The organism is Nocardioides proteolyticus (assembly GCF_051280635.3).
GTDB lineage: Bacteria > Actinomycetota > Actinomycetes > Propionibacteriales > Nocardioidaceae > Nocardioides.
On the sequence record NZ_JBNBPO030000022.1, the window covers coordinates 1 to 14,891 of the forward strand.

The 14,891-nt window shown below is 75.0% G+C and carries 13 protein-coding genes; 9 read left to right on the forward strand and 4 right to left on the reverse strand.

The features are described 5' to 3' along the window. The 3 genes from ACPOLA_RS13680 to ACPOLA_RS13690 all read right to left on the reverse strand — a co-directional run. Positions 1–205: ArsR/SmtB family transcription factor (locus tag ACPOLA_RS13680; RefSeq protein WP_435770993.1), on the reverse strand; the 205-nt coding region annotated here is incomplete at its 3' end. A 70-nt stretch (positions 206–275) separates the two neighbouring features. Then, on the reverse strand, positions 276–989 hold the full coding sequence (locus ACPOLA_RS13685; protein WP_435770994.1) for an NUDIX hydrolase: 714 nt from the start codon (positions 987–989) through the stop codon (positions 276–278). Then, positions 986–2,902: a nicotinate phosphoribosyltransferase gene (locus ACPOLA_RS13690; RefSeq protein ID WP_435770995.1), complete on the reverse strand. Its 1,917-nt coding sequence runs from the start codon at positions 2,900–2,902 to the stop codon at positions 986–988. The genes ACPOLA_RS13685 and ACPOLA_RS13690 overlap by 4 nt, the downstream gene beginning before the upstream one ends. 118 nt (positions 2,903–3,020) lie before the next feature. Here ACPOLA_RS13690 and ACPOLA_RS13695 point away from each other — a divergent pair, with 118 nt between their 5' ends. From ACPOLA_RS13695 to ACPOLA_RS13710, 4 genes are read left to right on the forward strand one after another with little or no spacing between them, the layout of a single operon-like run. Continuing rightward, the gene (locus ACPOLA_RS13695) at positions 3,021–4,511 is read left to right on the forward strand and encodes an HsdM family class I SAM-dependent methyltransferase (RefSeq protein ID WP_435770996.1); all 1,491 of its coding nucleotides are present in this window, start codon (positions 3,021–3,023) and stop codon (positions 4,509–4,511) included. A gap of 10 nt (positions 4,512–4,521) precedes the next feature. Further along, positions 4,522–5,460, forward strand: a complete 939-nt coding sequence (locus ACPOLA_RS13700; RefSeq protein WP_435770997.1) for an ABC transporter ATP-binding protein — start codon at positions 4,522–4,524, stop codon at positions 5,458–5,460. After that, positions 5,460–6,314, forward strand: a complete 855-nt coding sequence (locus tag ACPOLA_RS13705; RefSeq protein WP_435770998.1) for an ABC transporter permease — start codon at positions 5,460–5,462, stop codon at positions 6,312–6,314. The genes ACPOLA_RS13700 and ACPOLA_RS13705 overlap by 1 nt, the downstream gene beginning before the upstream one ends. Next, a complete protein-coding gene (locus ACPOLA_RS13710; protein WP_435770999.1) occupies positions 6,311–7,129 on the forward strand; it encodes an ABC transporter permease in 819 nt (272 codons plus the stop codon). Before ACPOLA_RS13705 ends, ACPOLA_RS13710 begins: the two co-directional genes overlap by 4 nt. Positions 7,130–7,149: 20 nt before the next feature. Here the strand turns inward: ACPOLA_RS13710 and ACPOLA_RS13715 are convergent, their stop codons facing one another. Further along, complete coding sequence (locus ACPOLA_RS13715; protein ID WP_435771000.1) at positions 7,150–7,899, reverse strand: IclR family transcriptional regulator; 750 nt, start codon at positions 7,897–7,899, stop codon at positions 7,150–7,152. 100 nt (positions 7,900–7,999) lie between these two features. Here ACPOLA_RS13715 and hutH point away from each other — a divergent pair, with 100 nt between their 5' ends. Genes hutH through hutI form a run of 5 tightly spaced genes read left to right on the forward strand, consistent with a single transcriptional unit; the run spans position 8,000 to position 14,868 of the window. Continuing rightward, positions 8,000–9,547: a histidine ammonia-lyase gene (gene hutH / locus ACPOLA_RS13720; protein ID WP_435771001.1), complete on the forward strand. Its 1,548-nt coding sequence runs from the start codon at positions 8,000–8,002 to the stop codon at positions 9,545–9,547. Then, positions 9,544–11,187: a urocanate hydratase gene (hutU, locus tag ACPOLA_RS13725; RefSeq protein ID WP_435771002.1), complete on the forward strand. Its 1,644-nt coding sequence runs from the start codon at positions 9,544–9,546 to the stop codon at positions 11,185–11,187. Before hutH ends, hutU begins: the two co-directional genes overlap by 4 nt. Then, complete coding sequence (locus ACPOLA_RS13730) at positions 11,184–12,368, forward strand: allantoate amidohydrolase (protein ID WP_435771003.1); 1,185 nt, start codon at positions 11,184–11,186, stop codon at positions 12,366–12,368. Before hutU ends, ACPOLA_RS13730 begins: the two co-directional genes overlap by 4 nt. Next, positions 12,365–13,669, forward strand: coding sequence for a formimidoylglutamate deiminase (locus ACPOLA_RS13735; RefSeq protein WP_435771004.1), 1,305 nt, complete (start codon positions 12,365–12,367; stop codon positions 13,667–13,669). Before ACPOLA_RS13730 ends, ACPOLA_RS13735 begins: the two co-directional genes overlap by 4 nt. After that, the gene (gene hutI / locus ACPOLA_RS13740) at positions 13,666–14,868 is read left to right on the forward strand and encodes an imidazolonepropionase (RefSeq protein WP_435771005.1); all 1,203 of its coding nucleotides are present in this window, start codon (positions 13,666–13,668) and stop codon (positions 14,866–14,868) included. The genes ACPOLA_RS13735 and hutI overlap by 4 nt, the downstream gene beginning before the upstream one ends. The last annotated feature ends 23 nt before the right edge of the window (positions 14,869–14,891 follow it).

Here is a 14,891-nt window from a genome sequence, read left to right on the forward strand (position 1 = left end):
GCTGCGCGTCCCGGCTGCGCCGCACCAGGCCGGCCTCCTCCAGCACCTTCAGGTGCTTGGAGACCGCCTGGAGCGACACGTCGTACGGCGCCGCGAGGTCGCCGACCGTCGCATCCCCGGCCGCCAGTCGCGCGACCATGTCGCGACGGGTGGGGTCGGCGAGCGCGGCGAAGACCCGCGAGAGCCGGTCGTCGTGATCAACCACGTGGTTGAGTACACCGTTCGGCGGGGTGTTTGTCAACCGTTCGGTTGAACTCGGGCGGATGGCCTCGGGGTCACCCGCGGGCCATCGGCGGCGAGATCGCGGTGGCCGGCCCCCGCCGGTAGAGGAGGGCGCGCCGGCCGCCGCTGCCGGTCGGGCTGCCCAGGGTGTCGGTGGGCACGACGAAGCCCTCGGTGCCCAGCACCTTGCGACGGAAGTTGCCCAGGTCGGGGGGAGTGCCCCAGACCGCGGCGTACACCCGGCGCAGCTCGGGGAGCGTGAACGGCTCGGCCACGAACTCGGTCGCCAGCGTGGTGTATTCGAGCTTCGCCCGCACCCGCTCCCGCGCGTCGACGAGGATCCGGCGGTGGTCGAACGCCAGGGCCGGCGCCTCCTCGGGCGGCTCGCCGTCGGCGCCGATCAGGTCGTCGACCACCCACCAGCGGGCGTCGGCGGCGTCGGTCCCCGCCGTCGGCTCGGGCAGGTCCGGCGCCAGCGCCACGTGCGCGACCGACACCACGCGCATCCGCGGGTCCCGGTCGGGAGCGGAGTAGGTGCGCAGCTGCTCGAGGTGCCCGCGGAACCGCTCGACGCCCGTCTCCTCGGCGAGCTCCCGCCAGGCCGCCTGCTCGGCGTCCTCGTCGGGCTCGACGAAGCCACCGGGGAGCGCCCAGGCGCCCTTGAACGGCTCCTCGCCGCGCTCGACGAGCAGCACGGCCAGCGCGCCGTCGCGGATGGTGAAGATCGCCAGGTCCACCGCGACGGCGAACGGTGGGTGGCCGCTCACGACGGCACCTCCACCCCGGCGGCGCGCAGCTCCTCGAGCGCCCGCTGCGACGACTCCTCCGCGACTCCGGCGTGGAGGCCGGGCAGCAGCCGGACGCGGAAGCCGGCCCGCACCGCGTCCAGCGCCGTCGCGCGGACGCAGTAGTCGGTCGCGATGCCGCCCAGGTCGACGCTCTCCACGCCGGCGTCCCGCAGCAGGTCGACCAGCCGGGCGCCGTCCTCGGTGACGCCCTCGAAGGCGGAGTACGCCGGCTCGCCCATGCCCTTCACGACGTGGTGGGTCACCGCGTCGGTCACCAGCTCGGGGGCGTAGTCCGACCCGGCCTCGCCCTGGACGCAGTGCACCGGCCAGGTGGTGACGAAGTCGGGCGCCTCGCCGGGTTCGTGGAAGTGGCCGCCGTTGGTCTCGCCCGGCCGGTGCCAGTCGCGGGAGGCGGCGACGAGGGCGTAGTCGCCGGCGTGCCGTGCGAGGTGCTCGCTGATCCGGCCGGCGACCTCCCGGCCCCCGGTGACGCCGAGCGACCCGCCCTCCACGAAGTCGTTCTGGACGTCCACCACGATCATCGCGGTCCTGGTGTCGGTTGCTGCCATTGCCTGCTCCTCTCGGTGGGTGACGGTCAGGTACGGCGCCCCCGCGGCCACGCCGCGGGCCTCGGCGGGGAGCGTGCCCCGCGTGGCGGCGGCGAAGGCGCGGACCTCCTGCAGTGTCGGCCTGTGCACGACCTCGCCGGCCCGCACCAGCGGCACCTGCACCGGCCGCGCGTCGCCGTAGGGGAGCGCGTCGTCCTGGCCGGTGAAGAACTCCGCGACGAGGGTGCCTGCGGCGTCGTACCGCCGGTAGGCGCGCTTGCGCCCGCCGGTCGACGCCTTGTCCTTGGACTTCTTGGCGACCGGCGTGAGCCGCTCCGGGCCGCCGTCGCCGGAGCCGCTGGAGCCGATGGCCACCAGCTTGTAGACCATGCTGGCCGTCGGGTGGCCCGAGCCGGTGGCGACGCGGGTGCCGACGCCGTAGCCGTCGATGGGCGCGTCGGCGAGCGCGGCGATCACGAACTCGTCGAGATCGCTGGTCGCGACGATGCGCGTCCGCGTCGCGCCCAGGGAGTCGAGCAGCTCCCGGGCCCGCGCCGCCTCCTCCGCGAGGTCGCCGGAGTCGATCCGGACCCCGCCGAGCCCGGGCCCCGCGACCCGCACGGCCGTGCGGATGCCCTCGGCGATGTCGTAGGTGTCCACCAGCAGGGTGGTGCCGGTCCCGAGCGCCTCGACCTGGCTGCGGAAGGCGTCCTCCTCGGTGTCGTGGGCGAGGGTGAACGCATGGGCCGCCGTGCCGGCCGTGGGGATGCCGTGCAGCCGGCCCGCGGCGAGGTTGCTCGTGGAGTCGAACCCGGCGAGCCAGGCCGCGCGGGCGGTGGCGACCGCGGCCTGCTCGTGGGTACGGCGCCCGCCCATCTCGATCAGCGACCGGCCGGCGGCGGCGTCGACCATCCGGGACGCGGCGCTGGCGATGGCGGTGTCGTGGTTGAGCACGCTGAGCACGAGGGTCTCGAGGACCACGCACTCACCGAGCGTGCCGGTCACCGTCAGCACCGGGCTGCCGGGGAAGTAGAGGTCACCCTCGCGGTAGCCGTCGATGTCGCCGCGGAACCGGAAGTCGGCCAGGTAGGCCGCGGCCTCCTCGCCGACGACGCCCTGCTCCTGCAGCCACGCGACCTCCGCCGCCGGGAACGTGAAGTCGGCGACGAGCTCCAGCAGTCGGCCGAGCCCGGCGAGCACGCCGTAGCGGCGTCCCTCGGGCAGGCGTCGCGCGAAGGCCTCGAAGACGGCCGGGCGCCCGGCACTCCCGTCGCGGACGAAGGAGTCGAGCATCGTGAGCTCGTAGCGGTCCGTGAGGAGCCCGGTGCCGGTGGTGTGGATCATCGCGGATTCCTCCCGTTCGGGTTCTAGTCACTGTGACTATAACAGGGTGGGGTGGAGATCGTGGTGCGGCTGCGCGCGGGAGCGGGCCGTGGCGCAGCGCTCTCGCTAGCCTCCCACCATGGTGGGCGAGCGCGAGCGCACGGCAGCCCTCGCCGACCGTCACGAGGAGCGGCTCGCCCGCGACGACCCCGCCGGGCGCCGGGCCCGGGGCGCGTTCTACACCCCGGCGGCGCTGGTGGAGTGGGTGCTGGACCGCGCGCTGCCCGCCTCCGGGCAGGTGCTCGACCCGGCCTGCGGCACGGGGCACTTCCTCGCCGCGGCCGCCCGCCGGATCGGCGCCCGTGCCGTGCACGGGTCGGACCTCGACCCCGAGGCCGTGCGGATCGCACGCCTGCGGCTGCAGGCCGAGGACCCGACCCTCACCGACGAGGAGGTCGCCCGCCAGGTCGTCGTCGCCGACGGCCTGACGGCCTGGGCCGGCCGCACGTTCGACGCCGTCGTCGGGAACCCGCCGTTCCTCGGCCAGCTGCGCCGGCGCACGGCCGGGACCGCCACCGCGCAGCGCCGGGGGCTCGGGGCCTACACCGACGTCAGTGCCGTGTTCCTCCGGCACGCGCTGGACCTCGTCGCCGAGGGCGGGACCATCGCTCTCGTCCAGCCGCTGTCGGTGCTCGCCGCGCGCGACGCCGGCCCGGTCCGCGCCGCGGTCGCCGAGCGCGGGGCGGTGAGCGACTTCTGGTGCGCCGACCGACCGGTCTTCGCCGGCACCCCGGTGCTGACCTGCGTGCCGGTGGTGCGGATCGGCGCCGGTCCGCCCACCGACCCCGATGCGTGGGGGGCGCTCGCGGCGCCGTACTTCGGCGTGCCGGAGGCGCGGCTGCGCACGGCGCGGGGGACGGTCGGCGACCTCGCGGCGTGCACGGCGGACTTCCGCGACCAGTACTACGGGCTGCGGCCGTTCGTCCGCGACGGCAGGCACCCGGGCCACGCGCCGCTGGTCACGAGCGGCCTGATCGAGCCGGCGGAGTGCCGGTGGGGGCGGGTCCCGACCCGCTTCGCGCGCCAGGTGTACGACGCCCCGTCGGTCGACCTGGCGGCCCTGCGTGCCGAGGGGCGGCTCGCGCCGTGGGCCGACGCTCGGCTGGTGCCGAAGCTGCTGGTGGCCGGGCAGGGGCGGGTGGTCGAGGCGGTCGTCGACGCCGACGGTGCGTGGCTCCCCTCGGTGCCGGTGGTGACGGTCGCTCCCCACGACCCGGCCGACCTGTGGCGCCTCCTCGCGCTGACCCTGGCCCCGCCGCTGGTGGCCACCGCCGCCGCCCGCTACCTCGGCACCGGCCTGACGCCGGGGTCGGTGAAGCTGAGCGCACGGCAGGTGGCGGCGCTCCCGCTGCCGGCCGACCCGGAGGCGTGGGCGGCGGGCGCGGCGCTCGCGGAGCGGGCCCAGCGCGCCGAGCTCCCGGCGCAGCGGCGCGCCGCGCTGGGGGAGGCGGCCGCGGTGATGGCGGTCGCCTACGGGGAGCCGGCGACCGGCCCGGCCGTCCGGTGGTGGCGCGACCGCGCCCGGCTCGACACCGATAACCCGTCGAGCGCCGTCAGCGCGGCTCCCTAGGATCGACCGGGTGACCGACGCCATGATCCGCGCCCGGGGCCTGCGCAAGACCTTCGACAAGGGCGCCGCACCGTTCGAGGCGGTCAGGGGCATCGACCTCGACGTGCGCAAGGGCGAGGCGTTCGGCTTCCTGGGGCCCAACGGCGCCGGCAAGTCCTCGACCATGCGGATGATCGCGGCCGTCTCGCCCGTCTCCGGCGGGGAGCTGCGGATCCTCGGCATGGACCCGGCGGTCGACGGCCCCGCGATCCGCGGCCGGCTCGGGGTCTGCCCGCAGGAGGACAACCTCGACACCGAGCTCAACGTCTTCGACAACCTCTACGTCTACGGGCGCTACTTCGGGCTTCCGCGGGCCGTGGTCCGCGAGCGGGCCGGCGAGCTGCTGGAGTTCGTGCAGCTGACCGACAAGGCGCGGGCGAAGGTCGACGAGCTCTCCGGCGGCATGAAGCGGCGGCTCACCATCGCCCGCTCCCTGGTCAACCGGCCCGACCTGCTGCTCCTCGACGAGCCGACGACCGGGCTGGACCCGCAGGCCCGCCACCTGCTGTGGGACCAGCTGTTCCGGCTCAAGCAGGCCGGCGTGACGCTGGTGCTGACCACGCACTACATGGACGAGGCGGAGCAGCTGTGCGACCGCCTGGTCGTGATGGACAAGGGCGTCATCGTGGCGGAGGGTGCGCCGCTCGACCTGATCCGCCAGCACTCCACGCGCGAGGTGACGGAGCTGCGGTTCGGGGTCGGCGAGCACGCCGCCCTCGCGGAGAAGGTCGCCGACCTCGGGGAGCGGGTCGAGGTGCTGCCCGACCGGCTGCTCGTCTACTCCGCCGACGGCGAGGAGGTGCTCGCCAAGGTCCACGAGCGCGGCCTCGAGCCGGTCGCCAGCCTGGTCCGCCGGTCCACCCTCGAGGACGTCTTCCTGCACCTCACCGGACGGACGCTGGTCGACTGATGGCCGCACCGCACCCGGCGTCCCGAGCGTCCGCGACCGGCCCGGTCGCACCGCCGACGACCACCTCAGGACTGTCGCTCGCCGACGGCGTCGGGCGCCAGGTGGACTACTGGGCGACCCTGTGGCGGCGCACCTGGCGCGGTGTGGTGGCCTCGTCGTTCCTGACCCCCTTCCTCTACGTCCTGGCGATGGGCGTGCTGCTGGGCGGCTTCGTGGACGCCGGGCCCGAGGAGCTCGAGGGAGCCTCGTCGTACCTGGCGTTCGTCGTGCCGGGCCTGATCGCGGCCCACGCGATGCAGACCGCCGTGGGGGAGACCACCTACCCGGTGATGGGCATGATCAAGTGGCAGCGGATCTACGAGGGCATGCTGGCCACCCCGCTCGAGCCCCGCCACGTCGTCGGCGCGCATCTCTCCTCGGTCGCCCTGCACCTCGTCGCGACCTGCGGCGTCTACAACCTGGTGATCGCCCCGTTCGGCGTCTACGAGTCGTGGTGGGGGCCGTTCGCGGCCTTCGCCGCGCAGGTCCTGGTCGGGCTGGCCTTCGCCACCTGGGTCTACGGCCTGAGCACGCGGCTGCGCTCGGAGCAGGCGTTCGGGCTGATCTTCCGGCTGGGGGTGTTCCCGCTGTTCCTGTTCTCGGGCGCGTTCTTCCCGGTGACCAACCTCGGCGACGTCGGGGCGTGGCTCGCCCGGCTGACGCCGCTGTGGCACGGCGTGAACCTGTCGCGGATGCTGGCGCTCGACAACGTCACCTGGTGGCTCGCCGCGGTCAACGCCGCGGTCCTGGTGGTGCTCGCCGTCACCGGATGGTTCTGGTCGGTCTCGGGCCTGACGAAGCGGATGCTGACGTGACCGCCGCGACCGGGGCGGCGCCCGAGGCCGCGGCGCCCGTGGAGCCGCTGCGCCCCGCGGAGGCGCTGCGGATGGTGCTGCTCCGCAACTACATCAGCTATCGCAACGCCTGGAAGCTCTTCGTGACCGGCTTCCTCGAGCCCGTCTTCTACCTGCTGTCGATCGGCATCGGCGTCGGCGCCCTCGTCGACGGCTTCGAGGTGTCCGGCCGGGAGATCTCCTACGCCGCGTTCGTCGCGCCCGGCATGCTGGCGGCCTCGGCGTTCAACGGCGCCCTCCTGGACAGCACCTACAACGTCTTCTTCAAGCTGAAGTACACCCGCCTCTACGACCAGATGCTGGCGACGCCGCTGACCACCGCCGACGTCGCCCGCGGCGAGATCGCGTGGGGCCAGCTCCGCGGATCGACCTACGCCGCCGCGTTCCTGCTGGTGATGCTCGCCCTGGGGCTCATCGAGTCGTGGTGGGCGGTCCTCGCGCTGCCGGCGGTGCTGCTGATCGGCTTCGCCTTCAGTGCCGTCTGCATGGCGGCGACGACGTGGATGACGTCGTTCCAGGACTTCGACAAGATCACCCTCTTCCAGGTCCCGCTGTTCCTCTTCTCCGCGACGTTCTTCCCGGTCGACACCTACGCCGGGCCGGTCCGGTGGGTGGTCGAGTGCACGCCGCTCTACCGCGGCGTGGTCCTGTGCCGCGAGCTGACCACCGGCACCGTGTCCTGGGCGTCGCTGGTCTCCGTGGGCTACCTGCTGGTGATGGGCGTGGTCGGCATGTGGATCGTGCGGCGCCGGCTGGACCGGCTGCTCCTGACCTGACCGGCCCGGCCCGGCCGGGGTCACCGGCCGCCGAGCCGCCGTCCGAGCAGCGCCGCCGTCGCGGCGGCCTCGCCGGCCAGCAGGGCGGCGTCGGCCTCGCCCGCGGGGTAGGTGACGGCGATGCCGGCGACCGGGTGGCCGTTGTGGTCGAGCACCGGCGCTGCCACGCTCGACAGGCCGGTGGTGACCTCGCCGTCCTCGACGGCGTGGCCGCGCTGCCGTGTCTCGGCGAGCACGGCACGCAGCGCCGTCGGCGACCGGGGACCGAGGCCGGTGCGGTCGACGAACGTCGAGCGGTCCGGGTGGAGCGCCCGCACCTGCGTCGCCGGGAGGTGGGCAAGGATCGCCCGGCCGCTCGCGGTCAGGTGTGCGGGGAGCCGGACCCCGACGTCGGTCACCAGCGGCGGCCGTCCCGGGGCCCGCTCCTCGACGACGTAGAGCACGTCGCGGCCGTGCAGGACGGCGAGGTGGGCGCTGTGGCCGGTCCGGTCGACGAGCCGGGCCAGCGGGCGGCGGGCGATCCGCTGGAGCGGTCCCTGCCGGGTGAAGCCGGTGCCGACCTCGAAGGCCGCGATCCCGAGCCCGTAGCGGCGCTCGTCGGCGAGGTGCACGACGAAGCCCTCCTCGATCATGGCGCCGACCAGGTGGTAGGCGGTGCTGCGCGGCAGGTCGCACGCCCGGGCGATCCGCTCGAGCGGCACCGGGTCGGCCTGCGTGGCGAGGAACCTGAGCACGCGCAGCGCCCGCGTGGCCGCAGGCACGTTGCTCATCGGCGGATCCTCCCACAGCGCGCCGCACGAGTCTCGTATCCGAGACGATCCGCCGTCCGCGCGGATGGCGCCCGGGGCGCCGACGCAGTGCAATGGGGCCATGACGGACGTGGTGACAGTCGGGACCGGGCCGCTCACCTTCGCCGAGGTCGTGGCGGTCGCCCGGCACGGGGTGGGCGTGCGGCTCTCGGACGAGGCACTGACGGCGATCGACCGCTCCCGGGAGGTGATCGAGGAGCTCGCGGCCGGGCCGCGGCCGGCCTACGGCGTCTCCACCGGGTTCGGCGCGCTGGCGACCAAGCACATCCTCGGCGACCAGCGGGCCCAGCTCCAGCGCTCGCTCGTGCGCTCGCACGCCGCGGGCTCCGGGCCCGAGGTGGAGCGGGAGGTGGTGCGGGCGCTGATGCTGCTGCGGCTCTCGACGATGGCCACCGGCCACACCGGAGTACGACGGGAGACCGCGACCCTGCTGGCCGACCTCATCGACCGCGGCCTCACCCCGGTCGTGCGTGAGCACGGCTCGCTCGGCTGCTCGGGCGACCTGGCGCCGCTCGCCCACTGCGCCCTCGCCCTGATGGGGGAGGGCGACGTGCGCGACGCCGACGGCGAGCTGCGTCCGGCGGCCCGGGCGCTGAAGGCCGCGCGGCTCACGCCCGTGGAGCTCGGGCCCAAGGAGGGCCTCGCGCTGATCAACGGCACCGACGGCATGCTCGGCATGCTGGTGCTGGCGCTCCACGACCTTCGGGTCCTGCTCCGCACCGCCGACGTCGCCGCCGCGATGTCGGTGGAGGCGCAGCTCGCGACCGACCGGGTGTTCGCCGCCGAGCTGATGGCGCTGCGCCCGCACCCCGGCCAGGCCGACTCCGCACACAACCTGGTGGCCCTGCTCGACGGCTCCGGGATCGTCGCCTCGCACCGTGGCCCCGACTGCAACCGCGTGCAGGACGCCTACTCCCTGCGCTGCTCGCCCCAGGTGCACGGTGCCGCGCGGGACACGCTCGACCACGCCGCCGCCGTCGCCGACCGCGAGCTCTCCGCGGCGATCGACAACCCCGTCGTGCTGCCGGGCGACGGCCGGGTCGAGTCCAACGGCAACTTCCACGGCGCACCGGTGGGCTACGCGCTCGACTTCCTCGCGATCGCCGCGGCCGACGTGGCGAGCATCAGCGAGCGTCGTACCGACCGCTTCCTCGACGTCAACCGGAGCCACGGCCTGCCGGCGTTCCTGGCGCACGACCCGGGCGTCGACAGCGGGCACATGATCGCGCAGTACACCCAGGCCGGGATCGTCTCGGAGCTGAAGCGGCTCGCGGTGCCGGCCTCGGTGGACTCGATCCCCTCGAGCGCGATGCAGGAGGACCACGTGTCGATGGGATGGGGCGCGGCACGCAAGCTGCGCCGCTCCGTCGACGGCCTGGCGCAGGTGCTGGCGGTCGAGGTGCTCACGGCCGCCCGCGCGCTGGACCTGCGGGCGCCCCTCGAGCCGAGCCCGGCCACCGGGGCCGTCGTCCGGCTGCTGCGCGACGCCGGCATCCCGGGGCCCGGCCCTGACCGCCACCTGGCCCCGGAGATCGAGGCCACCCACGCCCTGGTGCGCGACGGCTCCGTCGTCGCCGCCGCCGAGTCGACGATCGGAGAGCTGCGATGAACCACCCCCAGGTGCGGTCCCCCCGAGGGTCCGAGCTGACCGCCCGGTCCTGGCAGACCGAGGCTCCGCTGCGGATGCTGATGAACAACCTCGACCCGGAGGTCGCCGAGCGGCCCGAGGACCTGGTCGTCTACGGCGGCACCGGCAGGGCGGCGCGCAGCTGGGAGGCCTACGACGCCCTGGTGCGCACGCTCCGCGACCTCCGCGACGACGAGACGCTCCTCGTGCAGTCCGGCAAGCCGGTCGGCGTCCTGCGCACCCACGCGTGGGCGCCTCGGGTCCTGATCGCCAACTCCAACCTGGTCGGTGACTGGGCGAACTGGGAGGAGTTCCGGCGGCTGGAGGAGCTGGGACTGACGATGTACGGCCAGATGACGGCCGGGTCGTGGATCTACATCGGCACCCAGGGGATCCTCCAGGGCACCTTCGAGACGTTCGCAGCGGTGGCCGACCAGCGGTTCGGCGGCACCCTGGCCGGCACCATCACGCTGACCGCCGGGCTCGGTGGCATGGGCGGGGCCCAGCCGCTCGCGGTGACGATGAACGACGGCGTCGCGCTCTGCATCGAGTGCGACGCCTCGCGGATCGACCGCCGGATCGAGCACCGCTACCTCGACGTGCGCGCCGACTCGCTCGAGCACGCCCTCGAGCTCGCGGTGCAGGCGCGCGACGAGCGCCGCCCGCTCTCGATCGGCGTGCTCGGCAACGCGGCGGAGCTGGTGCCGGCGCTGCTGGAGCGCGAGGCCCCCATCGACGTGGTGACCGACCAGACCTCGGCGCACGACCCGCTCGCCTACCTGCCGATCGGCGTGCCGGTCGAGGAGTGGGCCGAGCAGCGCACGGCCGATCCGGCGGGCTTCACCAAGCGCGCGCAGGAGTCGATGGCCGCGCACGTCCGGGCGATGGTGGGGTTCCAGGACCGCGGGGCGGAGGTCTTCGACTACGGCAACTCCATCCGCGACGAGGCCCGCAAGGGCGGCTTCGACCGGGCCTTCGAGTTCCCGGGCTTCGTGCCCGCCTACATCCGTCCGCTGTTCTGCGAGGGCAAGGGACCGTTCCGGTGGGCCGCGCTCTCCGGCGACCCGGCCGACATCGCAGCGACCGACCGGGCGATCCTCGAGCTGTTCCCCGACAACGAGCGGCTGCGCAGGTGGATCACCATGGCGTCGGAGCGGGTCGCCTTCCAGGGACTGCCGGCCCGGATCTGCTGGCTGGGGTACGGCGAGCGCCACCGAGCCGGCCTGCGGTTCAACGAGATGGTCGCGTCCGGTGAGCTCAAGGCCCCCGTCGTGATAGGCCGCGACCACCTGGACTGCGGGTCGGTCGCCTCGCCGTACCGGGAGACCGAGGCGATGGCCGACGGCTCCGACGCGATCGCCGACTGGCCGCTGCTCAACGCGCTCGTCAACACCGCCTCCGGGGCCACCTGGGTCTCGCTCCACCACGGCGGCGGCGTCGGCATGGGCCGCTCGCTCCACGCCGGCCAGGTCGTCGTCGCCGACGGCACCGCGCTGGCGGCTGAGAAGATCGAGCGCGTGCTCACCAACGACCCCGCCATGGGCGTGATCCGCCACGTCGACGCCGGCTACGACCGGGCGGCCGAGGTCGCCGCCGAGCGCGGGGTGCGCGTGCCGCGATGACGTTCGAGGAGATGTGGCGCGACCTCGCGCCGGTGGGGCGCTCGGCCGTGTCGGGCGGCTACTTCCGGCAGCCCTGGACGTCCGCGGAGCTCGAGCTCAGGCTGTGGTTCCGTGAGCAGGCGGCCGCGCGCGACCTGGAGCTGGCGGAGGACGGCTTCGGCAACCTCGTCGCCTGGTGGCGCCCGGACCCGCAGCCGGAGGAGGCCGTGCCGGACGGCGCCGTCCTCACCGGTTCGCACCTCGACTCGGTCCTCGACGGCGGTGCCTACGACGGCCCGCTCGGCGTGGTCGCCGCGCTCGGTGCCGTCGACCTGATGCGCGAGCGCGGCGTCCGGCCGCGACGCGCCCTCGGCATCGCGGTGTTCGTGGAGGAGGAGGGCTCGCGCTTCGGCCGCGCCTGCCTCGGCTCCCGGCTCGCCGTCGGCGCCACCTCCTGGGAGGAGGCGCAGCAGCTGACCGACCGCGACGGCGTACGGCTCGGCGACCTCGTCGAGGGCGGCGCCTCGCGGCTCCTCGAGGGCGTCGGCAGCTACGTCGAGCTGCACGTCGAGCAGGGCCGCGGACTGGTCGACCACGACGCGCCCGTCGGCGTCGCGAGCGGGATCTGGCCGCACGGGCGCTGGCGCTTCGACGTCACCGGCCGAGCCGACCACGCCGGCACGACCCGGATGGAGGACCGGGCGGACCCGATGCTGACCTATGCGATGACGGCGCTCGCCGCCAACAAGCAGGCGCGGCTGGGCGGCCAGCGCGCGACCTTCGGACGCCTCGACGTCCACCCCAACGGCACCAACGCGATCCCCGCCCGGGTGACGGCGTGGCTGGACGCCCGCGCGGAGTCCGACGACGACCTCAAGGCTCTCGTCGGGGGCATCGCCAAGCAGGCGACGGAGCGAGCAACCCGGGACGGGACCGGTGTCCAGGTGACCGCCGAGTCGGTGACCGGGCACGTCGCCTTCGACCGGGCCCTGCGCGAGGCCGTCGGCGGTGCCGCCCCGGTCCTCCCGACGCAGGCCGGGCACGACGCCGGGGTCCTCCAGGTGGCGGGCATCCCGTCGGCGATGCTCTTCGTGCGCAACCCGACCGGCGTGTCCCACTCGCCGGAGGAGCACGCCGAGACCGGTGACTGCCTCGACGGCGTGACGGCGCTCGCCGACGCCCTCGCGAGGCTGCTGCGGTGACCACGGCCTACCTGCTGGAGCGGGCCTGGGTCGGCGGCGTGGTCCGCGACGCGGTGCGGGTCGAGGTCGCCGACGGCCGCTTCACCGCCGTGGAGCCGGACGCCCACCGGCCCGGTGTCCCCGTGCGCGGACTGACCCTGCCGGGCCTCGCCAACACCCACAGCCACGCGTTCCACCGGGCCCTGCGCGGCCGGACGCAGCGCGAGCGCGGCACCTTCTGGACCTGGCGGGAGCAGATGTACGCCGCCGCGAGCCGGCTCGACCCGGAGACCTACTACGCGCTGGCCCGGGCCGCCTACGGGGAGATGGTCGCTGCGGGCTTCACGTCGGTGGGGGAGTTCCACTACGTCCACCACCAGCCGGACGGCCGGCCCTACGCCGACCCCACCGTGATGAGCCAGGCGCTGCTCGCGGCAGCACGCGACGCCGGGATCCGGATCTGCCTGCTCGACACCTGCTACCTCGCCGGCGGGTACGGCGAGCCGCTGACCGCGCCCCAGCGACGCTTCGGCGACGCCGACGCCGACGCCTGGGCGGCGCGGGCCTCCGCCCGCGTGGCGGCCGGTCCCGGCGCGGTCCTGGGCGCCGCGGTCCACTCGGTCCGAGCGGTGCCGCGCGAGGCACTCGGCGTCGTCGCCGGCTGGAGCGCTGCCCACGCCGCGCCGCTCCACGTCCACCTGTCCGAGCAGGTCGCGGAGAACGAGGGCTGCCTGGCGTCGTACGGCATGACGCCGACGGCGCTGCTGGCCGACGCCGGCGTGCTCGGGCCGGCCGCCACCGCCGTGCACGCCACCCACCTGTCCGGCGACGACGTCGCGCTGCTCGCTGCCAGCGGCACCGCCGTGAGCCTGTGCCCGACCACGGAGCGCGACCTCGGCGACGGCATCGGACCGGCGCGCCGGCTCGCCGACGCGGGCGTCCGCCTGGCGATCGGCAGCGACAGCCACGCGGTGGTCGACCCGTTCGAGGAGATGCGGGCGGTCGAGGCCGACGAACGGCTCGCCTCGCAGCAGCGCGGCCGGTTCGCCGCCGCGGAGCTGCTGGCCGCCGGCACCGCCCATGCGTGCCTCGGGTTCGACGACGCCGGCGAGATCGCCGTCGGGCGCCGTGCCGACCTGGTCACCATCGACACCTGCACGCCCCGCACCGCCGGGACCGGGGCCGACGAGCACACCGCCGTCTTCGCCGCCACCGCCGCCGACGTGCGCCTGGTGGTGGTCGACGGACGCGTCGTCTTCGACGGCGACCACGAGCGTGTCGGTCGCGACCTCGACGCCGCCGTCGGCAGGCTGTGGGCATGAGCAGCGCGCCGGCGTCCACCCTGCTCACCAACATCGGCGAGCTGGTCACCAACGACCCGGCCGCCAGCGACCTCCTCGGCCTCCGGCGGGACGCCGCGCTGGTCATGGCGGACGGCGTCGTCGCGTGGGTCGGACGGGCCGCCGACGCCCCGGCCGCCGACGAGGTCGTCGACGCAGGCGGCCGCGCGGCGCTGCCCGGCTTCGTCGACAGCCACAGCCACCTGGTCTTCGCGGGCGACCGCGCCGCCGAGTTCGAGGCGCGGATGGCGGGCGAGCGCTACGCCGCCGGTGGCATCCGGTCCACCGTCGCCGCGACCCGGGCGGCGAGCGACGCCGAGCTCGCTGCCGGGGTCGGCCGTCTCGTCGCGGAGATGCGACGCCAGGGCACCACGACGGTCGAGATCAAGTCCGGCTACGGCCTCACCGTCGCCGACGAGGCCCGGTCGCTGCGGATCGCCCGGGAGGTGACCGAGGAGACCACGTTCCTGGGCGCGCACGTCGTGCCGCCGGAGTACGACGCCGACCCGGCCGGCTACGTCGCGCTGGTGACGGGGGAGATGCTCGCTGCCGCCGCTCCGCACGCGCGGTGGGTCGACGCGTTCTGCGAGCGCGGTGCGTTCGACGACGAGCAGGCGCGAGCCGTCCTGCGGGCGGGTGCGGCCGCCGGCCTGTCCGGCCGGCTGCACGCCAACCAGCTCGGTCCCGGGCCGGGGGTGCGGCTCGCCGCCGAGCTCGGCCTGGCGGCGGTCGACCACTGCACCTATCTCTCGCGCGAGGACGTCCACGCCCTGCGGGAGTCCGGGACGGTCGCCACCCTGCTGCCCGGCGTGGAGTTCTCGACCCGACAGCCCTATCCCGACGCGCGGGCCCTGCTGGACGCGGGCGTGCGCGTGGCCCTGGCGAGCGACTGCAACCCGGGTTCGAGCTTCACCAGCTCCATCCCGCTCTGCATCGCCCTGGCGGTGCGCGAGATGGGGCTGACCCCGGGCGAGGCCGTGCACGCGGCGACGGCGGGAGGAGCGCGGGCGCTGGCACGCGCCGACGTCGGCGCGCTGGCGCCGGGCATGCGGGCCGACGTCGTGCTGCTGGACGCGCCGAGCCATCGGCACCTGCCCTACCGGCCGGGTGTGCCGCTGGTGCGCCGGGTTTGGGTCGGCGGCGTCGACGGAACGGTCCCCTCCAGGCGGTCGGCCTCCTAGGCTGGTCCCGACCCGGGAGGTGC